Below are 23,306 nucleotides of genomic sequence, written 5' to 3' on the forward strand. Positions count from 1 at the left end.
AAGGAGAGCCCGTGAGCTTTCGAGGCGCGATCTTCGACGTCGACGGCGTGCTTGTCGACTCGCCCCACGAGCAGGCCTGGCGCGACGGCCTGCGGCAACTGATGGAGAACGACTGGAAGGGCATCAGGGACCAGACTTCCTACGCCCCGGAAAAGTTTACCCCCGAGGTTTACCAGAGGGAGATGTCAGGAAAGCCCCGCTACAAGGGCGCCCAGGCGGCGCTCGAGTACTTCGGGGTGCCAGACGCAGAGGAGCGGGCGCAGGAGTACGGCGACCGCAAGCAGGTGATGATCGTGGAGCTGATCGAAGCCAGCCAGTTCCACGCCTACCCGGATGCCCTGCGCTTCGTCCTGGCCGTCAAGGACGCGGGCCTGCGGATATCCGCCGCCTCCTCGTCCAAGAACGCGAACGCTTTTCTGGAGCGGATTCGTCTGGACGAGTTCGTCGAGGAGGAGGGCCTCGAATACGACTTCGTGAGCCCCGGCTACACCCTGCTCGACATCCTCGACGCGAACGTCAGCGGGAGGGACTTCGCGCAGGGCAAGCCGCACCCCGAGATCTTCCTTACCGCCGCCGAAGAAGCGGGCGTATCGCCGGGCGAGGCGTTCGTGGTGGAGGACGCCGCGAACGGCGTGCAGGCGGCGAAGGCCGGCAACATGCAGGCCCTGGGCCTGGCGCGGGCCGACGACGAGGAGCTTCTAAAAGGCGCGAACGCCGACCTCGTCGTAACAAGCCTCGACGACGTCTCGCTCGAGGCGCTCGCCGAAGGCCGCCTGGAGAGGTCGGGGCGCTGACGGTGGGAGGATTCCAGAGATGAACGCCATAGGGGTCGACGTGGGGGGGACCAAGATCGCCGCGGCGGTCGTCTCTCCCGAGGGTGAGATCCTGAACGAGGTCAGATACCCGACCCAGGCCGTCCCGCCCAACCGCCTGGTAGGGACCATCGCCGGGGCGATAACGGAAGTAAAGGACGGCTTCGAGGTCGGCGGCGTCTGCCTGGCCGTCCCCGGCCTGATCATGGCCTCGATCAACACCGTGATCTTCTCGCCGAATTTGCACGAGATAGAGAACATCCGCCTGGACGAGGAGATCGGCGGAAGGACCGGGGTGCGGGTCACGGTCGAGAACGACGCCAACGCGGCGGCCTGGGGCGAGTTCCGCTACGGCGCGGGCAAGGACGTCGACCACCAGATCTTCATAACTTTGGGCACCGGGGTCGGCGGCGGGGTCATAACCCACGGGGTCCTGCTCAGGGGCGCCCAGGGCGCGGGGGGCGAGCTCGGGCACGTTACGCTCGACCCCGACGGCCCGGTCTGCGGCTGCGGAAACCACGGGTGCCTGGAGGCGCTGGCGTCCGGCACCGCCATCCGGCGTAGGGCGCGGGAGGTCGCAAACGACTACCCGGGCTCGGCCCTGGGCCGGCTGGCCGTCGAGCGGCAGGTGCTCGGGGAGGACGTCACGGAACTCGCCAGGGAGGGGGACGAGGCCTCGATCCGGGTCCTCAAAGAGACCGGACGGTGGCTCGGCATCGGCGTCGCGGGGTTCGTGAACGTGTTCAACCCCGAGGTCGTGGCCGTCGGCGGCGGCGCCTCGCGGGCCGGGGATCTCATCCTGGAGCCCGTCCGCGAAGAGGTGCGTCTGAGGGCCCGCTCGCCGTCGCGGGACCTCGTCGAGATCAAGGAGGCTACCCTCGGGCCGGCCTCGGGCGTGCTCGGCGCCGCGGCCCTGGCCCGCGGCGAGGACGGCGAGTACGTGCTCGGCCCGTCCAGGCGCGTGACGTGAGTGAAGATCGGACCGTAACCCGACGCGGGGACACGGCGGCGTCTTCGTGGGCCGGGACGCCGGTCCGGGGGTGAGACCATCTCCGGACGCGTTCGCACGCTGAGTACCGCCCGGCGGCGGGGGCCGCGGGACAAGATGGGCGTGACGGGCACAGCCTGGGCGAGCGCCGTGGGGTGCGAGGAACTCGGGAGGCTCGGGCTCCTCGACACGTCGGACTGCTGCGCGCTTTGCCACTCCGCCGCCAGGTACGCGCCCGGCCGCTTCTTTTTGGGTCCCTGCCACGCCGCGCTTCCGGACGGCAGGACGGCCTCCGTTTGCTGCGCCGGCAAGAGGCGCCTGCTCGGGAGGAAGGGTACGTGAAGAAAACGCTCGGAACACTAACAGGGAAACGGGGAGGATCTCTATGACCGACTGGACGCTCGCCTTCGACACTTTCGAGCCGGAGCAGGAGGGGCTGCGCGAGGCGCTGACCTCGACCGGCAACGGCTTCTTCTGCACGCGGGGCGGCCTCGCCTGGGCCCAGGCCGACGGGGTGAGTTATCCCGGCACGTACACCCACGGCGGCTTCAACCGGGAGACGACCATCATGGCCGGGGTGCCCGTCCTTAACGAGGACCTGGTCAACCTTCCGAACTGGCTGCTCCTGGAGATGCGCATAGAGGGAGAGGAGGCCCTCGACAGGGAGAACGTCGAGATCCTCTCCTACCGGCACGAGTACGACATCCGTACGGCTACGACGATACGTGTCCTCCGGGTCCGCGACAGGGCGGGCAGAGAGACCACGCTGGAGACCCGCCGCTTCGTGAGCATGGCCGACATGCACCAGGCCGCCATGAAGTGGACCATCACGCCCGAGAACTGGTCGGGCAGGGTCGAGGTCATATCCGCCCTGGACGGCCGCGTTACGAACAAGGGCGTGGCCCGCTACCAGCAGCTCGAAGGGCGCCACCTGGACCCCGTCTCCCCCAGGACGTTCGGGCCGGAGACCATCGCGCTCGTGGTCAGGACCCGTCAGTCGCGTATTTACGTGGCCGAGGCGGCCCGTACCAGGATCTTCGGCGTGGCAGGCCAGCTCGACGTCGGCAGGGACCTCTACCAGATGCAGGACTACGCCCACCAGGTGCTCTCCTTCGAGGCCACGCGGGGGGAGCCCGTGCGGGTCGAGAAGATGGTGGCCTTCTACACCTCGCGCGACCACGCCATAAACGAGCCGCTGGTCAACGCCGGCAAGGCCGTCGGCCGCTACGGGACGTATGCTGAGGCCTTCGAGCACCACAGGCGGGCTTGGGAAGAGCTGTGGGAGATCTGCGACGTCCGCGTCCCGAACGACGAGCGGGTCCAGCTCCTGCTCAGGCTGCACATCTCGCACATCCTCCAGGTCTGCTCGCCCCACACCTCCGACCTCGACGCCGGCGTCCCCGCGCGCGGCCTGAACGGCGAGGCCTACCGCGGGCACATCTTCTGGGACGAGCTCTTTATCTACCCGTTCTTGAACTTCAGGCTGCCCGAGATCACCCGCGGCCTCCTGATGTACCGCTACCGCCGCATGGGGGAGGCCCGGGCGGCGGCCAAAGAGGCCGGCTACCAGGGGGCCATGTTCCCCTGGCAGAGCGGGTCAGACGGCCAGGAGGAGACCCAGAAAGTCCACATCAACCCGAAGTCCGGGAAATGGGAGCCGGACCTGAGCCACAACCAGCGCCACGTCAGCGCCGACATCTTCTACAACGTCTGGCGCTACTACGAGACGACCGGGGACACGGAGTTTTTGCTCGACTACGGGGCCGAGATGATGCTCGACATCGCCCGGTTCTGGGCCTCCATCGCGCACCACAACCCCGTGCGGGACCGGTACGAGATCCACGGCGTCATGGGGCCCGACGAGTTCCACGAGAAGTACGCGGGATCCGACGAAGAGGGACTCAGAAACAACGCCTACACGAACGTCATGGTCGCCTGGCTCTCGGAGATCGCCCTCGAAGTGCTCGACCTCGTCCCCGAACGCCGCCGGCAGGCCCTGCGGGCCTCCATCGGCCTGACGGACGAGGAGGTGGAGAAGTGGGGCGAGATGTCCCGCAAGATGTTCGTCCCGTTTCACGGCGACGGGCTCATCAGCCAGTTCGAGGGCTACGACAACCTGGAGGAGCTGGACTGGGACCACTACCGCCGGGAGTACGGCAACATCCAGCGCCTCGACCGCATCCTGCGCGCCGAGGGCGACGACCCTGACAAGTACAAGCTGACCAAGCAGGCAGACGCCGTGCTGCTCTTCTTCCTCTTCCCCGAGGACGAGCTGAAACCCCTGTTCGAGCGTCTCGGGTACGAATACTCGACCGAGATGGTGCGCCGCAACACCGAGTACTACGACCAGAGGACCTCCCACGGCTCGACTTTGAGCTTTATAGCGCACGCGGGTATCCTGGCCGATCTGGACCCCGAGAGCTCGTGGGAGCGGTACATGGTGGCGCTCGAGAGCGACGTCGGGGACGTGCAGGGGGGCACCACGCAAGAGGGCATCCACATGGGGGTGATGGCGGGTACCCTTGATCTGATCCAACGCGGCTACCTCGGCACCGACATCCGGGACGGGGCGCTCCACTTCGACCCCAAGCCCGTCGGCAACCTCGACGGCCTCTCGTTCCCCATGCAGTTCCACGGGACGCGCCTCCAGATCGAGCTGAAAGGCAAGCAGCTGACGGTCGCCGCCCCCGCCGACGGCCAGCCGGTCGACGTGAGGGTCGGAGATACGGCGGCGAGGATCGAGTCCGGCGGAAGCCACACTTTCGACTTCGGGGGCGAGTAGGGGTATCGAGGGGAGAAGATCACCCATGAAACGCGTAGTCATATTCGGGGCGACGGGGGACCTCACGGCCCGGTACCTGATCCCGGCCCTGGCGAAGCTCTACGAGGCCGGGCGGCTGCCCGACGGGATCAAGATAATAGGCGTGGACCGTAGGGGGTGGAAGAACGACAAGAACGGCTTCCGCCGCCTGGTGCTCGACAGCCTGGAGCGCCACGCCGGCAGCGTCTCGGCCGCCGCCCGCGCGAGGCTGGTCACCGAGGTCATCGAGTACCGCAGGGCCGACGTCACCGATGCCGAAAGCGTTATCTCGGCCCTGGAGCCCCTCGCGGAGCCGATCCTGGCCTACCTTGCCCTCCCGCCCGCCGTCTTCGCCCCCACCCTCGAAGCCCTGAAAAAGGCCGGCCTGCCCGAGGGGAGCCGCATCGCCATAGAGAAGCCGTTCGGGGTGAACCTCGAATCGGCCCAGAGCCTCAACCGGCTGCTGCACGAGTTCCTGCCCGAAAAGAACATCTACCGCATAGATCACTTCCTGGCCTGGCAGCCGTTCCCGACGATCATGGGCCTGCGCTTCGCGAACGGCATCCTGGAGCCCCTTTGGGACCGCAACTACATAGAGCGCGTCGAGATCCTCTGGGAAGAGACGCTGGCGCTGGAGGGCAGGGCCGGATACTTCGACCACGCCGGCGCCTTCAAAGACCTGATCCAGAACCACCTGCTCCAGCTCATGTGCCTCACGGCGATGGAGGCACCGACGGCCCTCCACCGCCGCAACCTGCGCGACCGGAAGGTGGACCTCATGCGGGCCATCAGGCGCCTCTCCCCCGAGGAGGCCCGGGGCCAGACCGTGCGCGCCCGCTACGGGACCGGAAAGATAGGGGAAAAGGAGATCCCGGCCTACGCCGACGAGGAGGGCGTGGACCCATCCCGCGGGACCGAGACCTTCGCCGAGGTCACCCTCGCCGTCGACAACCTGCGCTGGGCCGGGGTGCCCTTCGTCCTTCGCGGCGGCAAGGCCCTGAGCGGCTTTAAAGGCGAGATCGCGGTCCACTTCAAGCCCGTGCCGCACCTCGCCTTCCAGAGGGCCGACGACCCGCGCCCAAACGTGCTCCGCGTCAGGCTCGGGCCGGACAGGGTAACCCTGAGCTTGAACGTCAATGGGCCGCACGACCCCTTCGACCTGGAGCAGATCGAGCTGGGCGCCGACTTCGCCCCGCAGGAGTTCTTTGCCGCCTACCAGCGCGTCTTTCTCGACCTTTTGGAGGGAAACACCACCCTGTTCATCCGGGCTGATGAGGCCGAGGAGGCCTGGCGGGTCTCCGAACCGATCCTGCAAGCCTGGGAGGAGGGGCTCGTGCCGCTCCTCGAGTACCCCGCCGGCGCCGACGGCCACAGCGTGGCGCGGTCGGGGCGGGCCGTCGGCGTCTAGGAGGATTTATGGGAGTATTCGGCCTCGACATCGGCGGCTCCGGCATGAAGGGGGCCCCGGTCGACCTCGATACGGGCGAGTTGTTGGAGGAACGAATCCGCATCCCGACGTCCCAGGCCCCCACCTCGAAGGCCGTGGTCGAGACGTCGCTGGGGGTGATCGAGCACTTCGGCCGGGACGGCCCCGTCGGCGTCGGTTTCCCTTGCGTCATAAAGGACGGCGTCGTTCGTACCGCCGCGAACGTCGCCAAGGATTTGACAGGCTTCGACCTGCAGGGGAGGTTGAAGCGGGAGGCCGGGAACGTCGTGCGCGTGGTCAACGACGCCGACGCCGTCGGGCTGGCCGAGATGAGGTGGGGCGCGGTGTCGACGGCACGGCGCTCTTCACGCGGGGCAAGCTGATGCCCAACACCGAGTTCGGGCATATCATGATCCGGGATCGCGAGGCCGAGCCGCGCGCCTCCGACCGCATCCGCAAGCAGGAGGACCTGAGCTGGAAGAAGTGGGCCAGACGCCTCAACGAGTACCCGGCGACCATGGAGGCCCTGTTCTGGCCGGGCCTGATCATCGTCGGCGGCGGCGTGAGCAAGAAGGCCGACAAGTTCATCCCCAGGCTGGAGACCCGCGCGAGGATAGTGCCGGCCCGGATGCTGAACATCGCCGGAATAGCCGGCGCCGCGCTCGCCCCCGAAGCCGTACCGCGGACGGCCACGCCCGGGTAGCAAACGTTCTTGCCCACGAGCCGAAGAAGAGGAGGACATCCCGTGCGCTTTAACGGGTCCCAGATATCAGTGCCGGAAGCGGAGCGCGGAGTATGAGAGATCCCTTGCGGGTGACGACGCTGGGCGAGGCCCTGGTCGTGATGGACCCGCTCTCGAAGGGCCCGCTCAGGCACGTCGGTACTTTCGAGAAGCACCTGGGCGGGGCCGAATTCAACGTGGCCGTCGGCCTCTCGCGCCTCGGGCACGCGGTCGGGTGGGCCGGCGGCCTCGGGGACGACGAGTTCGGGGAGGAGATCCTGGCCTTCGCGAGGGGCGAGAGGGTGGACGTCTCCAGGGCGATCCTCGACCCCGACGCCCCGACGGGCCTGTACTTCAAGGAGTGGAGGGCCCTGGGCCAACTGCGCGTCCACTACTACCGGGCGGGGTCCGCGGCGAGCCGGATGCGGTTCGACGGGCTGGACGTGGAGTACCTGCTATCGGGCGAGATATTGCACCTGACCGGCATCACGGCCGCCCTCTCCGATAGTTGCCACGGCCTGATCTCCGACCTCATCTCCGCCGCCAACGAGCGCGGCGTAACCGTCTCCTTCGACCTCAACGTCAGACATCAGCTCCTGAAGGGCCGGGACCCGCGCGAAGTCCTCGGTCCCCTGGCAGCGCGCGCCGACCTCCTGTTCCTCTCCGAGGACGAGTCGGGGCTGCTTTTCGGCGGCGGCGAGCCAGAGCACGTCCGGAAGGCGCGGCGGGACATACGGGCCGCCACGGTCGTGGTCCATGGGGCGGAAGGAGCCTTCGCGGTCGAGGAGGAGGGAATCTTCGAGATGCCCGCGTACTCCGTGAGCGTGGTCGATACCGTCGGGGCCGGCGACGCTTTCGTCGCAGGTTTTCTGTCAGGCAGGTTGCGGGGATGGAGCACGGGGGAGTGCCTGGACCTGGCGAACGCCTGCGGGGCGTGCGCTGTTACCGTGCCCGGGGACCTGAAGGGGCTTCCAACGGAAGAGGAGGCCTTCGCGCTGCGGCGCGGCCTCGGGGCCCAGGACGCCGGACGATAGAGAAGGGAGAGAGTGGGATGGGGTCGGATCAGGTACTAAAGAAAACCGGGGAGTTGGGCCTGCTTGCCGTCGTGCGCGGGGAGTCGCGCCAGGCGGCGATGGAGGTCGTCGGCGCGCTGGTCGAGGGCGGTGTGCTGGGCATCGAGGTCACCTTCACGACCCCCGAAGCTCCGCAGGTCATCCGGGACCTGGGCTCGGAGTACGGGGACGACATCCTGCTCGGCGCCGGGACCGTGATCACGCCCGAGCAGGTAGCCCAGGCCGCCGAGGCCGGGTCGGCTTTCCTGGTCAGCCCCGGCTGCGACCCCGACCTTTTGCCAACGATGCTCGAAACCGGCCTCCTCGTGCTCCCCGGCGTCCTTACCCCCTCCGAAGTCATGCTGGCCCGTCGCCTCGGCGCCCCGGCCCTGAAGTTCTTCCCCGGCTCTTCCGGGGGACCCTCCCACCTCAAAGCGCTCCTCGGCCCCTTCCCCGACGTCTCCTTCATACCGACGGGCGGGGTCTCCGCGGACAACGTCTCGGACTGGTTCGCGGCCGGGGCCCTCGCGGTCGGGGCCGGAAGCGCCCTGGCCCCGCCCTCGCTCGCAGGCCGCGACCGCGCCGAGGTGGTCGAGAACGCCAGGCGGTTCGCGGAAGCCGTCCGCACCGCCAGGAAGCGGTAGGCAGCGACACCCCCGACGGGGGATCAGTCCCGGCCCCACGCAACCGTTCGCAAACAAGAGATCCCCGTAGAGACACCCGCCGGGCGTCACGCCCCCGCAGTGACGAACGGACCAACCACGAAACCGTTCTAATCCTCCGTCCTCGCCCCGCCTCGCCGGCGGGATTCAGAGCGCCGGCCAGGGACAGCCTGAGACATTCTTCTTGATGCCTGACAGCGGTTTGCGGAAGGACCGACCCTCGTCGCCCACGGGACACAGAGGCTTCGAGGCACCGAGGCTTTGAGGGGTGCGCCCCGAACCGCGGGCGGGCCCCGATCCTCCACCCCTAAAAACCTAAAAACCCGAGAACCCGTATGCCTGCTCGCGCTAGGCCCGATACCTCCGCAAACCGCTCTGAGACCTGAAACCCGAAGCCCAATCTGGTAACAGATGGCAACTGCTTCGCAACAGTTTGATAACACCCCCGAAAAGCCTGCCCAAACCCCTTGTACACGAACTTTCGGGTGTTAGATTGGTTTCTATTGAGTGCCGCAGGCACATAGTCGAGACAAGAGATCCCGAAGGGGGGTGTGATGGCAATTTCAGATGTCACGGAAGCGGTCAGGCGGGGTGGTCCGACGGCGCTTCGTCGCGGGTTGGATCGCGCGCTCGGACGTTTGCGGGCCGGCATATGGCCCGTGGCGCAGACGGCGGTGGCTGCTGCGCTGGCGTGGTCGATGGCCGTGGTGGTGTTGGGGAACGACCGTCCCTTCGTGGCGGCGATAGCGGCCGTGATCTCGATCGGCGCGGTGGCCGGTCAGACGTTGAAGAGGGCCATCGAGTGGACCCTCGGGGTGGCCGTGGGGCTCACGGTCGCGGACCTCATCATGCTCGCCATCGGCACGGGTCCCGTTCAGATCGGGGTCATAGTGGGGCTGGCGATGGCCGTCGCGCTCCTGATTCGGGGTGGGATCATGTTCTGGACCGAGGCCGGTGTCTCGGCCCTGCTCGTCGCCGGGCTCGATCCCATGACCTCGGGGGTATCTCCCGACAGGCTCCTGGAGGCGCTCATGGGCGGTGGCGTTGCCCTGGCCGTGAGCGCCGCCTTCCCGAGCAACCCGAGCCTGCGCGCCAAGCTGGCGACGCAGCCCGTCCTCGACGACCTCGCCACGGCTTTGAGGGACTCGTCGGCCGCCCTGATCGGGGGCGACATCGACCTTGCCGAGCAGGCGCTTTCTGAGGCCCGCTGCGTGGACGCATCCGTGGCGCGGCTGCGGGAGGAGTTGGACGGGGGATACCAGATCGCCCGCTTCGCCCCGCCCCGCAGGCGGCACCTCGGCCCCCTGGCCCACTACGCGACGGCCGCCGACCAGCTCGACTTCGCCGTGCGGGACACCCGCGTGCTGGCCCGGGCCGCCGTTACGATGGTGCGCGAACGCGGCGCGTCGGACGGGCAGCTTCCCGAGGCGATCCTGGGCCTGGCCCTCGCCGTAGAAGCCCTCGCCGGGTACCTGGAGAGGCCCGATTTCCCCGTGGACGTCCGCCACTTCGCCCTCGGGGCCGCCGAGGAGGCAACCGCCACCCTCCGGACGAACAACGACCTCGAGTCGAGCGCCCTCGTCGCCCAGATACGCTCGACGGCCCTCGACCTCCTGCAGGCGGCCGGCATGGGCCCCGCCGAAGCCCTCGAAGCCCTCCGCAACCCGCACGAGCCCGCCTCCGAGCCGAGCGTGGCCGTCCGCTAGAAAGCTCGTCAGCCGGTCAGCACGATCAAAAAGCTGACAGGCTGAAATGCTGACCGGCCGAGAGCGGAGGCCGAAGCGCGCTGATCCCGGTTAAAGGTGTTGCTTTGCGGTGTCGAAAGATGCAGTATGATTGGACCGGTCACGCGGGGGATGATTCTGGTTTCTGGAGGGGGAAGATGAAGCGTATAGGGTTGGTTTTGTTGGCGGCGTTTCTGGCTCTTGGACTGGCTTCTCACGTTCAGGCCGAGACGGTCCAGAAAGCGGCGATGCGGGACCCGGGTGAGATCCTGGGCGGCGCCCGCCATTCGCAGGCGAAGGTGGAGCGGTACGCCCGCCGGATGGGCAGCACGCGGTACATCATGCGGACCATCCCGATCTACTACAAGCTCGCCCCCCAGAGGAACATCGCCCCCGACGTGCTCGTCGCCCAGGCCATGGTCGAGACCGGCTACGGCCGCTACGGCGGCGATTCGAAGCCGTGGAACATGGCCGGCATAAAGAAGGGCGGCAACGTCGGCGACGCGCCGCGCGACTTCGAGCGCCCCGCGACCCCCTACGCCGGCGTCAGGATGCACGTCAACCACATGGCCGCCTACACGGGCAAGAGCCCCATCGGCAAACCCCACGACCGCTTCTACGACGCCCGCGCCGCCCAGAAGGCCCGCGGGTACTGGATCCGGAACATAGGCCAGCTAGGCGGCGGCATCTGGGCCACCGATTCGACCTACGACGACAAGATCCGGCGCATCCTCTACGGTATGAGCAGGGCTTAAAGCCCTGCTCGCACGCTTCGCCCTCCGGGCTCCGCTTGTCAGCCCGGCGCTTCGCGCCTCGTCAGCACGCTCCTTTCGGTCGCTCTCAGTCAAGTCGTCTGTTCACCTTACGCTTGCGCGACTTCTGTACCGTCTCGCCTGGCGCGGCCCGGTTTGTCGTTGCGCGGCCGAAAGCTGACAAGCTGAAAGCGAGGGGCTGCGGAGGCGAAGCCGGAGCAGGCCCGATGCGCGCTGAAAGCGGAGCCCATAGGGCGGAGCGTGCTACAATCGGCGAGCCGCGCTAAGCGGGGAGATGGCGATGCCCTGTACCTGCGATCGCCTAGCAGGGCCTAATTCCCCGCCCGAGGCGCGAACCGGGTTCGGTTGAAACCGGTGCGGCCGGCGTTGATGGCCTGGTCCCGGGCAATGGGGCCCCGTGAACCGTGTCAGGACCGGAAGGTAGCAGCACTAAGCGGGTAACCTCATGTGCTACGGGGCAGCCAGGCCGGAGTCGGCGGCCGGAAGTTCGCCGAACGCGGTCGTGTCGACGGCGGGGTGCGCGGTATTTTTGTAGCTGTCAGCCATCAGCTTTCAGCTAGTCGTTTCGGGGCAATTGTTTGCCCCTTTTTCGTATCTTCTTGGCGGGGCCATGTCGGGTGACGGTTTACGCACCTGCGTTGGTCTGACCACGGAGAAGCTGACGGCTGACAGCTAAGAGATGGCTGTCAAGCCGTCAGGCTTGACCTATACTAACCGCGTGACTTTTTCGACGGGACGAACCTTCTAGTGCAGCACGCTTCGCTCTACCGCAAGTGGCGTCCGCGGAAGATGGACCAGGTGGTCGGGCAGGAGCCCGTCGTGCGCACTTTGCGGCGGGCCATCGAGACGGGTCGGGTGGCGCACGCCTACCTCTTTAGCGGGCCGCGGGGGACGGGGAAGACCTCGACGGCGAAGGTGCTGGCCATGGGGTTGAACTGCGCTGAGGGGCCGACGGCCGAGCCCGACGGGACCTGCGAGAACTGCCGGGCCATCGTCAACAACTCTTCCCTGGACGTCGTGGAGATGGACGCGGCTTCGAACCGGGGGATCGATGAGATCCGGGACCTCAGGGACCGCGTGAACCTCGCACCCGTCGCAGGACGGACGAAGGTCTACATCATCGACGAGGTCCACATGCTGACCGCCGAGGCCTTCAACGCCCTGCTGAAGATGCTGGAGGAGCCGCCCGAGCACGTCGTTTTCGTGCTCGCCACCACCGAGAAACACAAGGTCCTGCCGACGATCATCAGCCGCTGCCAGAGCTTCGACTTCCGCAGGCCGAGCATCGAGACGCTGGCGACGAAGCTCGGGGAGATCTCCAAGGCCGAAGGCATAGCGGTCGAGCCAGAAGCACTGACGGTCATAGCGCGGGAGGGGCGAGGCTCCTTCAGGGACGCCGAGGGGCTCTTGGACCAGCTCTCGTCTTTCGTGGAGGGGGAGATCACGACCGTGGTGGTCCGCGAGTTGCTCGGCAGCGTCGGGCCCGAGGCGCTCCTCGAGACCACCCACGCCCTGCACGAACGCCGGGCCGCCGACGCTTTGCGCATCGTGGACCGGCTCTCGAACGAGGGCCGCGACCTCGGGCAGTTCGTCGGCGAGCTTCTCTCGCACCTGCGGAACCTGATGCTCCTGCCCCACGCGCCCGAGGTGGCCCTGGCCGGCGTCGGCGCCGAGGAGCGGGCGCCGCTGGAGGAGCAGGCAAACGCCGTCCCGACCGCCGAGGTCGTGCGCCTCGTCGAGGCGCTCGGCGACGCTTTGGGCCGCATCCGGCGCGGCGGCGACCCGAAGCTGGAGCTCGAACTCACCTTCCTCAAGCTCGCCCGCGACTACACCGAGCCGTCCGTCGAGAACCTCATGGCCCGCCTGGAACGGCTCGAGAACGCCGCCGCGAACGGGGGCCTCACACCGCCCGCGCAAGCGCCGCGCTCCCAAGCTCCGGTGACCTCTCCGGAGCCGGCCACGACCGTCGAGCGGCCGGACACCGGGGAGTCCCGGGAGGCGCCGGCGGAGCCGCGACCGGTAGAGACGGAGCCGGCCGGGGCGACGGAGTCTGCTGCAGAAGAGGCTGGTGGGCGGCGTAGCGACGTCGACCTTGCGGGGCAGTGGGTTTCGATCATGGGCGAGCTCAAGCGGCGCAAGCAGGCCTTGACGGCCGCCGTCTACGGCGAGGCAAGGGTCGAGGGCTTCGACGGCTCGGTGCTGAAGCTGGCTTTCCCGGGGGACCAGAGCTTCTACGTGGGGATGGCGAGGGACCGCAAGCACGCCGACGTGCTCGCCGAGGTTCTCGAAGAACGCGTCGGTTCGCGGCCGCGCCTGGAGGTCAGCACGGGGGATGATCTCCCCGAGACCGTCTCCACCGCAGGAGAAGCGCCGCCTGGGCCTGAAGCCCTGCAGGAGCCCGCGCCGCGGGCCGTCGTGCCGGAGCCGCCCGCGCGCGAGGAAGAGCCGCCGGGGGCCTGGGATGGTGAAGGACCGGGCGGGACGATGGCCGGGACTAACGGCTCGGGGCCCGGATCTCCGGGGGGTGGGGGCGACGGGACGATCCGGAGCGAATCGGAGGTTTTCGAGATCATGCGCGGCTTTGGCCCGTTCGGCCAGAACGGGGGAGGCTAGAACCGGGAGGCCGCCGGGAGAGGTGGTTGGGTGGTGCGGGTCGTTTACAATAGGGAGACTCTTAGACCTCGACTTAGGAGCTGTGCGTGGCTAAAAGACAGAACGTAAACAAGATGATGGCCCAGGTCCAGCAGATGCAGGAGCAGATGCGGCTCGCCCAGGAGGAGCTCGCCAAGGAGACCGTCTCCGCGAGCGCCGGCGGCGGGGCCGTCAAGGCGACGATGACCGGCGGGATGGAGCTCGTCTCCGTCGAGATCGACCCCGAGGTCGTAGACCCCGAGGACGTCGAGATGCTCCAGGACATGGTGATGGCGGCCGTCAACGAGGCCATGAACTCCTCCCAGGAACTCGCCAACAAGAAGCTCGGCGGCGTTACCGGCGGGCTCGGGGACCTCGGTTTGAACCTGCCGGGGATGTAGGGGCTCTTTGGCGACCTACGCCCGGCCCGTAGAACGGCTCATAACGGAGCTCTCGAAACTCCCGTCTATCGGACCCAGGAGCGCGCAGCGCATAGCGTTCCACGTAATCCGGGGCAAGAAGGACGACGCCATCGGCCTCGCCGAGGCGCTCAAGGAGGTGAAGGAGCGGATCAAGCCGTGCGTCCGCTGCTTCAACCTGACCGAGGCCGAGGAGTGCGAGATCTGCCGCGACGCCCGCCGCGACCGGACCGCTATCTGCGTCGTCGAAGACCCCTACGACATCGGCCCGATCGAACGCACGGCCGAGTACCGCGGCCTCTACCACGTCCTCGGCGGCTCCCTCTCGCCCCTGGACGGCGTCGAGCCAGAAGACCTCCGCATCGCCGAGCTCGTCGAGCGGGTGCGGAAAGAGGAGACGAAGGAGCTAGTCGTCGCCACCAACCCGAACACCACCGGCGAGGCAACGGCCCTGTTCATAGCCGCCGAGGTGAAGGACCTGCCGGTGCGGGTAACGGCGCTCGCCAGCGGCCTCCCCGTCGGCGGGGACCTGGAGTACGCGGACGAAGTGACGCTCGGCCGCGCCTTCGCCGGCCGTCGCGAACTGTAGGGGTTCCCGTCAGGGGACCCAGCCTGTCAGCCGGTCAGCTTTTGGGGCTTGATTGTTTTGGCTGATGTTCCGAAGAAGGGGTTATGACGGCGATTCGTGAAACCAATCCCCTTGCGGAGATGAGCGGCAAGGCCCTGCGGTCGTTGGGGGACACGGTGGCGAGTTTGCCGCCGCGAGGGGCGACGCTGGTGAAGATGCCGGGGTTGCACTCGGAGTTGGTCGAGGCTCTGGGGAAGATGGGGGCGTCCAGGCTCTATTCGCACCAGTTGGAGGCTTACGAGCGGGTGCGGGCTGGGGAGAACGTGGTGGTGGCTACGGCGACGGCCAGCGGAAAGTCGCTATGTTACAAGATCCCGGCTTTCCAGAACGCGCTCGGGCGGACGAAGAGCCGGTCCATTTTCTTGTACCCGACGAAGGCGTTGGCGCAGGACCAGCTAGGCAAGATCAAGGGCTTCGGGCTGCGCGGCGTCCACCCGGCCACCTACGACGGCGACACGCCGCAGGCCTTGCGGGCTGATATCCGGCGCCGCTCGAACGTCGTGCTCACGAACCCCGACATGCTTAACGTCGGGCTCCTGCCCAACCACGAGGCCTGGGGCGACTTCTTGCGGAACCTCGAGATAGTGGCCGTGGACGAGGCCCACGTCCTGCGCGGCGTCTTCGGCTCGCACGTCGCGGCGGTCTTGAGGAGGCTCAGGAGGGTCGCGGAGTTGCACGGCGGTAACCCCCAGTTCGTGCTCACGAGCGCGACCATTGCGAACCCGCAGGAGCTCGCCGAGAGCCTTACCGGGCTGCCTTTCTCGCTCGTGGACGACGACGGGGCCTCTTCGGGGCCGCGGCGGGTGGTCTTCCGCAATCCTCCGCTTCTGGACAAGGAGAAGGGGGAGCGGCGGAGCTTGCTCACGGAGGGGGCGCTCGTCTTCGCGGACCTGGTCTCGCGTGGAATTCGGACCATCGCTTTCGCGAAGTCCAGGAAGGCGGCGGAGCTTATCTACCGCTACGCGGCCGAGCGGCTCGGGGTCGAGGGGGCGCGCAGGATCTCGCCCTACCGCGCCGGCTACACCATCCGCGAGCGGCGGAAGATAGAGGAGCGCCTCTTCAGCGGCGACCTGCTAGGCGTCGTCTCGACGAACGCGCTGGAGTTGGGCGTGGACGTGGGAGCCTTGGACGCCGTCGTGTGCTGCGGCTACCCCGGGAGCGTCGCCTCGATCTGGCAGCAGTGGGGCCGCGCCGGTCGCGGCAAGGACCCTTCCCTCGCCGTCTACATAGCGGGACGCGACTCACTTGACCAGTTCCTCTTCGAGAACCCGCCCCGCGTCCTCGGCCGCCGCGTCGAGGCCGCCCGCGTGACGATGGAGAACCCGTACATCCTCGGCCCGCATCTGCTCGCCGCCGCCCACGAGGCCCCGCTGGACGCCGAGGACGAGCAATACTTCGGACCGGCCTACAGGGGGGTGGCAAAGAGGATGATGGAGGAGCGGGCGCTGGCGTCGAGCGGGGACCGGCTGATCTACGCGCGCTCGGACAGCCCGGCCAGGAACGTATCTTTGCGCTCCGCCTCCTCGGAGACCATCCTTATAGCCGACGTTGACGGTGAGCTGATCGGCACGGCCGAGGCGACGCGCGCCCCGAGCGAACTCCATCCCGGCGCTACTTATTTGCACCGCGGCAACGCATACGAGATAGAGGAGTTGGATCTACGTCTGCACCGCGCCGTCGCCCGCCGCGTGCCCAACAACTTCTACACCAAGCCAAAGGTCGAGACGGACGTGGAGATCGTGGAGACGTTGGAGGAGAGGGACCTGCCGAACGGGGCGACGCTCCGCTGGGGGAGGGTAAGGACGACGGACTCCGTAACCTTCTACAAGAAGGTGAGGGTTGCCGACGAGAAGGAGATCGGGGTCTACCCCCTGGATTTGCCTGACGTCACTCTGGAGACGCAGGCTTTGTGGGTTACGCTGCCGCCGCTGCCCAGGGGGGCGCGGCCGAGCTTCGAGAGCTTCGGGGGTGCGTTGCACGCCGGGGAGCACGGCATGATCGGGCTGTTGCCCCTGTTCGCGATGTGCGACCGGGCGGACATCGGCGGGCTCTCCACCCCGGCCCACCGCCAGAACGGCCTGCCGACTATCTTCGTCTACGACGGCTACCCCGGCGGGGTCGGCATCTCCAGGCGCGGCTTCGACGCCTTCGCCTCGCTGGCCCGCGACACCGTCGGCGTCATCACCCGCTGCCCGTGCGAGCGGGGTTGTCCGGCCTGCATCCAGTCCCCCAAGTGCGGCAACTGGAACGAACCCTTGAGCAAGGCCGGGGCCGTGGACCTACTCCGCTACCTGCTCGGCCAGACGAGCAAGTACCCCGCGGAGTAGGAGATCCCGCCCTCCCACCCCCACGTCGCCGTCGTGGGCTCCGGAACCGCCGCCGGAGATCTCTACGAGCAGGCCCGCGAGGTCGGACGCCTCGTTGCGGAGCGGGGCGGCATCGTCGTCTGCGGAGGCCTGGGCGGCGTGATGGAAGCGGCCGCCCGCGGGGCCACCGAGGCCGGCGGTACGGCCATCGGCATCCTGCCCGACGAGGACCGTGGGCGGGCGAACGCGTACCTGAGCTTCTCCGTCGCGACGGGAACGGGACAGGCGAGGAACCTGGCTGTGGTCTGTTCGGGGGACGTGGTCGTCGCCGTCGGGGGTGAGTACGGGACGTTATCCGAGATGGGGCTTGCCCTGAAGGTCGGGAGGCCCGTCGTCTCGCTCGGGAGTTGGGACCTCGGGGAGCACGTCGCCGTCGCCCCGTCCCCGGAGGAGGCCGTGGGGGCGGCGTTCGGGTTGCTCGGTGTGTAATATTTCCGAGGTTGAAAGAGATCCGGAGGTCATATGGCTGAGAACGGGCGCGTCGCGCTGGTGAGCGGTGGAAACAGGGGGATAGGGCTGGAGGTCTGCCGCCGGCTCGCCGGGGAGGGGCTGACCGTGATACTGGGCTCCCGCGACGAGGAGGCGGGAAAACGGGCCGCCGAGGGGCTGCCCGGAAACGTTACCGCCCGCCAGCTAGACGTCGCCGACGCCGGCAGCGTCGAGAACCTCGCGGCTTCCATAGAGGGCGAATTCGGACGCCTGGACGTCCTGGTCAACAACGCCGGCATCTCCAACGACGAGGGCCAGAGCGGGGCCGAGGCCGACCTGGACCGGGTGAGGGAGGCCCTCGAGGCCAACCTTTTCGGGGCCTGGCGGCTGTGCGAGGCGGCGATACCCCACATGAGGCGCGAAGGATACGGCAGGATCGTCAACGTCTCGACGGGCCTCGCGGCCCTCGAAGACATGGGCGGCGGTTCCCCGGGCTACCGGATCTCGAAGACCGGCCTGAACGCCCTGACCCGCATCCTGGCCTCCGAGTTGCGCGGCACCGGCGTCCTCGTAAATGCCGTCAACCCGGGCTGGGTCCAGACCGACATGGGCGGCGCCAACGCCAACCGATCCGTCGAAGAAGGCGCTGACGGCGTGGTCTGGGCGGCCTTGCTCCCCAATAACGGCCCCACCGGCGGATTCTTCAGGGACAGGCGGCAAGTGGCGTGGTGAGGAAGCTGCCGGTTATCAGCCTTCAGCTATCAGCTGTCAGCCCGCTTCGGCCTTTCGGCCTGCGCTCTCAGCGGTCAGCTTTCTTTGTCTTTGGCTGACAGCTGACAGCTGATAGCTCTCGGGTCGGTTTGGGCCGCGTTTGTTGATGGGTGCGCGCAGACGCCGGTCTGTTTACGGAACGGGCAGTTCCACCGTCGTGGTAATCAGGGCCTTCTCTGTACGTATCGCTCGAACGTTCTGACTGCCTGGGCCACGCCGTTCTCGGCCTTTATCTTCGAGCCGAGGTTTTCGCAGCGCTGGCGTATTTCGGGGTCGGTTGCCGCCTGCAGGATGGCGCTTGATAGGTTCTCGGCTGTCAATTTTTTGTGAGAGATCGGGGCGGGGCTGACGCCGAGGGCGTGGACGCGCCAGCCCCAGAACTGCTGGTCGGGTACGACGGGGACGACGACGGAAGGGGTTCCTGCTCTCAGGGCCTCGGCCGTCGTCCCGGCGCCGCCGTGGTGCACGGCGACGGAGACTTTCGGGAAGAGCCAGTCGTAGGGTACGCCGCCCGGGACCCTGATGACGTCCTCGTGCAGATCCGCGTCCGCGTCGCCGTAGTCCGAGACCAGGACGCCCCGGAGCCCCGCGAGCCGGAGCGCCTCCGCCGTTAGCGAGACGATGCGCCCGGCCTCCGAAGCGCGGGTATGGCCCATGCTCCCGAGGCCGAGCGCGACCGGCGGCTCTCCGGCTTCGAGGAAACGTCTTAGCTTCTCCGGGGGGCGCCAGCCCTCTTCGCGGCCGAGAAACCAGTAGCCGGTCGTGTGCATCCAGGCGTCGCGCCTGCCGTCCGTGGGCAGGACGTGCGGGCTCCAGCCGAGCAGGAAAGGACGCTTCTGCCGGTGCATCTCCCCGAGTGGACCCCTCAGGCGGGGCATGGCCGGAAGACCCACCTCTCTGCGTGCCTCCGCCACCAGGGGCTCGACGGTGCGCCAGTAGAGTTGCTCCGTCGCCGGGTGGCTCAGGCGGTTGTAGAGGTGGCCCGGGAGGGGGAGGGGCTTCCCGAACATCGCGCTCGGAAACCCGCCGTCCCGGATAAAGAGCGGCGTGACGACGCTCCCTACCGAGGGTAGCCCCAGGTGCTCCGCCGCCATGAAGCCGGCGAACCCGAGCGGGGTGTAGATGACGGCGTCGGCGCCCTCGCAAGCCGCGAGGCAGTCGCGAAGCCCCTGCCCGACGTGCGGCCTCAGCAGCGGCCGGAACCGCCTGGCGTACCCGAAAGGATTGCGGCCCGCGGCCACCAGCGCCTCCACCAGCCGGTCCGGGTCGGGGCCCGCCACGGGCCAGAATGCCAGGCCGCGGCTTTCGGCCATGGTCCTGTAAGGTTCCCAGCCCGCCAGAATGACCTCGTGGCCCGCCTCTTTCAGTCCGAGCCCGAGGGCGGCGCAGGGCTGGACGTCGCCCCTGGAGCCGGCCGCCGTGACGACGATCCTCACCCGGCCTGCCCTGTGTCGTTCTCGCGCAGGCGCAGGGAGAGGATGAAGACGGCGAACCCCGCGAGGACCACCAGCCCGAGTGCCACGCGAAGGCCGGTGAGCTCGGCTACGCTGCCCACCAGCGGCGTCGAGAACAGTAGCGCAGAGCAGCCCGCCCACAGCCCGAAGGCCCCGAACGCCGTCAGGGAGAGCGCCAGCAACCGCGCGACACCCGTGACCCGCGCACCTTCCAGTTGGTCCCCACCTCCATCCCGCAAGAGCCGACCGGGCGATGCTACAGGAGTCGGCACCGCCCGGTCCACCCGCGCCGGCCATGGCCGACGCAGGCTCTGTACCTCATCAACCACACGAGTCGTGTGCTTCGGACGACCATCAGCGCGACGAGCGCGACGTAATCGGTGGCGGATCGGGCTCCTCTGGCCGGAGCGCGCTACGTCCTGAGCCTGCCTGCCATCTCTAGCAAAGCGGTCGAGATGGTCCTCAGGTCGGCTTCGTTCTGCGGCGAGGCGTAATAGGCATTGAGCGGCCAGCTACGGATTCCGCGCTCGGCGAGCTGCTCGCGCAACTCCGAGATCCCCTCCAGGTAGTCTTCGGCGTAGATCCTCTGGGTCTCGATGTCGTGGAGGGTGACGCGCCGGTGCGGGTACTCGTGGTCCTTGATGACTACGTCGTCGAGGGGCCTGCTCGCTTCGCGTTCCTGGAGTAGCCCGATCAGGGCCTCCGATCTGGCCCGCGCCAGGTTCCTCAGGCCCGCCCGGGTCATCTTGTGGCGCCGACGGCCGAACGGCCGGACGGAGAGCAGGCGCGAGGTCTTCCAGGCGGGTAGTCTGCCTGTCCTTTGGGTGGGGGCTGTTTCTATCATCGACCGTTAGCCTACCAACCCGGTGTACCCGGCGGGTTAACCGTCCTGAGGCTTCGTGCTAAGCGTTGTTAAGGACTCTTGCCTGGACTCGCGGGCGAATTGCCCGCCGGTAACAGTCCCGTGAAGAATCGTTAATGTCTCGACGGTTCACGCGGAACTAGACGTTCTCGCGGGGCAGAACTAGCCGGACGGGTGATGTGCCGTTTGGGGCGTGGGGATAGAGTATCCGCATAGACTAGACCGGATCAGGAGAAGAGCATGGAGAGTACGCAAAACACTTTGGCCGCCTTGTCCGAGGGCATGGCGGACGCGGTCGCGAACGCCGGCAGGTCGATCGTGCGGGTACACGGCAGGAGGCGGCACCCGGGGAGCGGCGTGGTCTACGCGCCCGACCTGGTGCTTACGGCGGGACACGTGCTGGAGCGCGAGGAGGACCTGTCGGTCGAGACCGCCGACGGGCGGACGCTGCCGGCCAGGCTCCTCGGCAGGGACCACTCGACGGACCTTGCCGTGCTGCGGGTCGATAACCTGGGGGTGGAGGCCGCGACGCCCGCCGAGGGGGAGGCGAGGGTCGGCCAGATCTCTCTGGCAGTGGCGAGCCCTGGCCGCGGCGACGGCCCCAGGGCCACCTTCGGCATCGTAAGCTCGGTCGGCGGCCCCATCAGGACGCGGCGGGGACCGAGGCTGGAGCGTTACATACAGACCGATGCTTCGCCATACCCCGGTCTCTCGGGCGGCCCGCTGGTGGACGTCGGCGGCAAGGTCGTCGGCATCATGGTGGCCGGATGGGGGCGCGGGGCCGCCTTCGCCGTCCCGGTCGACCTGGCCTGGCGTGTCGCCGGGGCGCTGCAGGAGCGGGGCACGGTGAGGCGGGGATACCTCGGCATCCTCAGCCAGCCGGTACGCCTCCCCGGGGGCGAGAAAATCGACCTGACCCAGAAGGGCGGCCTCCTGGTCGTCGGGGTCGAGGACGGTAGCCCCGCCGGCCGCGGCGGCCTGATGGTCGGTGACATAGTCGCGACCCTGGATGGGCAGCCGGTCGAGGACACGGACGATCTGCTCGTGCTGCTCTCCGGCGACAGGGTCGGACGGGCCGTGCCCGTGAAGGTGGTCCGGGGTGGGGAACCTCAGGAGCTGGAGATCACAGTCGGCGAGCGCGGTTAGGGGGCCGGGGATGGTCCTGGGAAACGCGGAGTCTTTCGCCCAGGCCGCTTCGTCGGAGGGGGCGCGGATGGTCGAGGGTGCGCGCGAGAGCGTCGTGCAGGTGGTCAGCGGCGGGCGCGGGTCGGGGGCCGGTGTGATCTGGTCAGAAAGCGGCCTCGTGCTGACGAACGACCACGTGCTCCCGGAAGGTCGCGGGGGCCGTCGTCGGGGCGGGGTAACCCGCGTCGCCCTGCGAGACGGCCGGACGTTCGACGCGGAGGTCGTGAAACGCTCCCGCGAGCTTGACCTGGCGCTGCTCCGGCTGCGGGACGCCGCGGAACTTCCGGCGGCATCCGTCGGGGACTCGGACGCTATGCGCGTCGGGGAGATCGTCTACGCCATCGGCCACCCCTGGGGCAATCCCGGGGCGGTGACGGCCGGCATCGTCGGCGGGTTGGGCGTTTCGGGCGGGCGGGGTAAGGGGCGTCGCCGGGGCTCGGGGGGGAGCTACATCTTTTCGGACGTCGCCCTGGCGCCGGGGAACTCGGGCGGGCCGTTGCTCAACGCCAGGGGGGAGGTGGTCGGGATCAACGCCATGATCTTCGGCCGCACCGCCTTCTCCATCCCATCCAACGCCGCGACCGCCTGGGTCGCGGCCCCCCGGGAGCGACGCGTGGACCGGCGCCCGCGCCTGGGCGTCGGGTTGGTGCCCGTGGAGTTTCCGGCTTCCGGTCGGCCTGAGGAGGGCGACGCCTGGGGGCTCGCGGTCTCTTCGGTCGAAGAGGGCGGCCCCGCCGAAGCCGCGGGCCTCCTGGTGGGCGACGTGCTACTCGGGATCGCAGGAAGCCCGCCGCATGACGTCGAGACGTTTTACGAAGCCCTCTCGCGGGACGACACCGTATCCCTGCGGGTGCTGCGCGGGGGACACGCCATCGTCGTGGAGGTGCCGCCGAGAACGTCGGGACGCGCCGCGTGACGCCGACGCGGGTCTTCGTCGTGGCGTCGACCCCGATGGCCCGGGCCGGGCTGCGCTCGATGCTCGAAGCCGTCGAAGGGGCCGACGTCCGGGTCTCCGGCGATTCGGGTGCTCCGGCCGGCTCGTTGCCGGGGACCCCGCTCGCCGCCGCCGAGGTCGTGCTCCTGGCCGACGAGGAACTGCTGGACGAGACGGCCCTCGCCCTCGCCGAAGACGGTGCCCAGGGATTGGTACTCCTCTCCGAGGATGAGCGGGCGGCGGCGCGGTTGCGAGCGTTGCCGCTCAGGGGCTGGGGCATCCTACCGCCGGATGCCCCGCCGGAGGAACTCGGGGCCGCGGTCGCCGCCGCGGCCCACGGCCTCGTCGTGATGCCAAAGGCCGCCGCCGAGCAGGCGCTGGGCGAGGTCACCGTCGTCGAAGAGCTCTCCGAACCGCCAACGGCGCGGGAAGGCGAGGTATTGAACCTCCTCGCCAGGGGCCTATCCAACAAAATGATCGCCCGCGAGCTCCGCATCAGCGAGCACACCGTCAAGTTCCACATCTCCTCCCTCTACGCCAAGCTCGCCGTGAGCAACCGCGCCGAGGCCGTAAGCCAGGGCGCCAGGCACGGACTGATTTCGTTGTAGCTGTCAGCACGCTTCGGCCTGGGGCCTCCGCTCTCGGCGCGCTTCGGCCCGCTCCGCGGGC

General features: G+C 68.3%; 23 protein-coding genes and 1 other RNA gene. 21 read left to right on the forward strand and 3 right to left on the reverse strand.

Annotated elements, in window-relative coordinates:
* Positions 1–11: 11 nt before the first annotated feature.
* From GBA63_RS05785 to GBA63_RS05865, 18 genes are all read left to right on the forward strand, one after another.
* Positions 12–794, forward strand: coding sequence for an HAD family hydrolase (locus GBA63_RS05785; protein WP_166174312.1), 783 nt, complete (start codon positions 12–14; stop codon positions 792–794).
* A 19-nt stretch (positions 795–813) separates the two neighbouring features.
* Positions 814–1,782, forward strand: a complete 969-nt coding sequence (locus GBA63_RS05790; RefSeq protein ID WP_166174314.1) for an ROK family protein — start codon at positions 814–816, stop codon at positions 1,780–1,782.
* 141 nt (positions 1,783–1,923) lie between these two features.
* Positions 1,924–2,142, forward strand: a complete 219-nt coding sequence (locus GBA63_RS05795; RefSeq protein WP_166174316.1) for a hypothetical protein — start codon at positions 1,924–1,926, stop codon at positions 2,140–2,142.
* A gap of 43 nt (positions 2,143–2,185) precedes the next feature.
* Positions 2,186–4,582, forward strand: coding sequence for a glycoside hydrolase family 65 protein (locus GBA63_RS05800; protein WP_166174318.1), 2,397 nt, complete (start codon positions 2,186–2,188; stop codon positions 4,580–4,582).
* Between the two features lie 25 nt (positions 4,583–4,607).
* Entirely contained in the window at positions 4,608–6,008 is a 1,401-nt protein-coding gene (locus GBA63_RS05805) for a glucose-6-phosphate dehydrogenase (protein WP_166174320.1), read from the forward strand.
* An 8-nt stretch (positions 6,009–6,016) separates the two neighbouring features.
* Positions 6,017–6,409: an ROK family protein gene (locus GBA63_RS23515; RefSeq protein ID WP_228282325.1), complete on the forward strand. Its 393-nt coding sequence runs from the start codon at positions 6,017–6,019 to the stop codon at positions 6,407–6,409.
* Positions 6,361–6,729: a hypothetical protein gene (locus tag GBA63_RS23520; protein ID WP_228282327.1), complete on the forward strand. Its 369-nt coding sequence runs from the start codon at positions 6,361–6,363 to the stop codon at positions 6,727–6,729. Before GBA63_RS23515 ends, GBA63_RS23520 begins: the two co-directional genes overlap by 49 nt.
* 92 nt (positions 6,730–6,821) lie before the next feature.
* Complete coding sequence (locus GBA63_RS05815; protein WP_166174322.1) at positions 6,822–7,781, forward strand: sugar kinase; 960 nt, start codon at positions 6,822–6,824, stop codon at positions 7,779–7,781.
* Between the two features lie 17 nt (positions 7,782–7,798).
* Positions 7,799–8,443 (forward strand): bifunctional 4-hydroxy-2-oxoglutarate aldolase/2-dehydro-3-deoxy-phosphogluconate aldolase, encoded by a 645-nt coding sequence (locus GBA63_RS05820; RefSeq protein WP_166174324.1) that lies wholly within the window; start codon positions 7,799–7,801, stop codon positions 8,441–8,443.
* A gap of 572 nt (positions 8,444–9,015) precedes the next feature.
* The gene (locus GBA63_RS05825; protein ID WP_166174326.1) at positions 9,016–10,167 is read left to right on the forward strand and encodes an FUSC family protein; all 1,152 of its coding nucleotides are present in this window, start codon (positions 9,016–9,018) and stop codon (positions 10,165–10,167) included.
* 176 nt (positions 10,168–10,343) lie between these two features.
* Positions 10,344–10,940: a glucosaminidase domain-containing protein gene (locus tag GBA63_RS05830; RefSeq protein ID WP_166174328.1), complete on the forward strand. Its 597-nt coding sequence runs from the start codon at positions 10,344–10,346 to the stop codon at positions 10,938–10,940.
* Positions 10,941–11,215: 275 nt separating this feature from the next.
* An RNA gene (ffs, locus tag GBA63_RS05835) (signal recognition particle sRNA large type) lies at positions 11,216–11,482 on the forward strand.
* A gap of 223 nt (positions 11,483–11,705) precedes the next feature.
* Positions 11,706–13,571 (forward strand): DNA polymerase III subunit gamma/tau, encoded by a 1,866-nt coding sequence (dnaX, locus tag GBA63_RS05840; protein WP_166174330.1) that lies wholly within the window; start codon positions 11,706–11,708, stop codon positions 13,569–13,571.
* Between the two features lie 86 nt (positions 13,572–13,657).
* Entirely contained in the window at positions 13,658–13,990 is a 333-nt protein-coding gene (locus tag GBA63_RS05845) for a YbaB/EbfC family nucleoid-associated protein (protein WP_166174332.1), read from the forward strand.
* A 7-nt stretch (positions 13,991–13,997) separates the two neighbouring features.
* Entirely contained in the window at positions 13,998–14,597 is a 600-nt protein-coding gene (gene recR, locus GBA63_RS05850; protein WP_166174334.1) for a recombination mediator RecR, read from the forward strand.
* 83 nt (positions 14,598–14,680) lie between these two features.
* Entirely contained in the window at positions 14,681–16,963 is a 2,283-nt protein-coding gene (locus GBA63_RS05855) for a DEAD/DEAH box helicase (RefSeq protein WP_166174336.1), read from the forward strand.
* Between the two features lie 33 nt (positions 16,964–16,996).
* A complete protein-coding gene (locus GBA63_RS05860) occupies positions 16,997–17,431 on the forward strand; it encodes a TIGR00725 family protein (RefSeq protein ID WP_228282329.1) in 435 nt (144 codons plus the stop codon).
* Between the two features lie 33 nt (positions 17,432–17,464).
* Entirely contained in the window at positions 17,465–18,163 is a 699-nt protein-coding gene (locus GBA63_RS05865) for an SDR family oxidoreductase (RefSeq protein WP_166174338.1), read from the forward strand.
* 203 nt (positions 18,164–18,366) lie between these two features.
* Here the strand turns inward: GBA63_RS05865 and GBA63_RS05870 are convergent, their stop codons facing one another.
* The 3 genes from GBA63_RS05870 to GBA63_RS05880 all read right to left on the reverse strand — a co-directional run bounded on the left by GBA63_RS05870 (position 18,367) and on the right by GBA63_RS05880 (position 20,500).
* Positions 18,367–19,638 carry a glycosyltransferase gene (locus tag GBA63_RS05870; RefSeq protein ID WP_166174340.1) on the reverse strand — a complete coding sequence of 424 codons (1,272 nt, stop codon included), beginning with the start codon at positions 19,636–19,638 and terminating at the stop codon, positions 18,367–18,369.
* On the reverse strand, positions 19,635–19,895 hold the full coding sequence (locus tag GBA63_RS05875) for a hypothetical protein (RefSeq protein ID WP_166174342.1): 261 nt from the start codon (positions 19,893–19,895) through the stop codon (positions 19,635–19,637). Before GBA63_RS05875 ends, GBA63_RS05870 begins: the two co-directional genes overlap by 4 nt.
* A gap of 173 nt (positions 19,896–20,068) precedes the next feature.
* Entirely contained in the window at positions 20,069–20,500 is a 432-nt protein-coding gene (locus GBA63_RS05880) for a hypothetical protein (protein WP_166174344.1), read from the reverse strand.
* A 258-nt stretch (positions 20,501–20,758) separates the two neighbouring features.
* Here GBA63_RS05880 and GBA63_RS05885 point away from each other — a divergent pair, with 258 nt between their 5' ends.
* Genes GBA63_RS05885 through GBA63_RS05895 form a run of 3 tightly spaced genes read left to right on the forward strand, consistent with a single transcriptional unit; the run spans position 20,759 to position 23,245 of the window.
* Positions 20,759–21,664 (forward strand): S1C family serine protease, encoded by a 906-nt coding sequence (locus GBA63_RS05885; RefSeq protein WP_166174346.1) that lies wholly within the window; start codon positions 20,759–20,761, stop codon positions 21,662–21,664.
* 10 nt (positions 21,665–21,674) lie between these two features.
* A complete protein-coding gene (locus GBA63_RS05890) occupies positions 21,675–22,619 on the forward strand; it encodes a S1C family serine protease (protein ID WP_166174348.1) in 945 nt (314 codons plus the stop codon).
* Complete coding sequence (locus GBA63_RS05895) at positions 22,616–23,245, forward strand: response regulator transcription factor (protein WP_207957094.1); 630 nt, start codon at positions 22,616–22,618, stop codon at positions 23,243–23,245. Before GBA63_RS05890 ends, GBA63_RS05895 begins: the two co-directional genes overlap by 4 nt.
* Positions 23,246–23,306 lie beyond the last annotated feature (61 nt).

It is taken from the genome of Rubrobacter tropicus, from assembly GCF_011492945.1.
GTDB lineage: Bacteria > Actinomycetota > Rubrobacteria > Rubrobacterales > Rubrobacteraceae > Rubrobacter_D > Rubrobacter_D tropicus.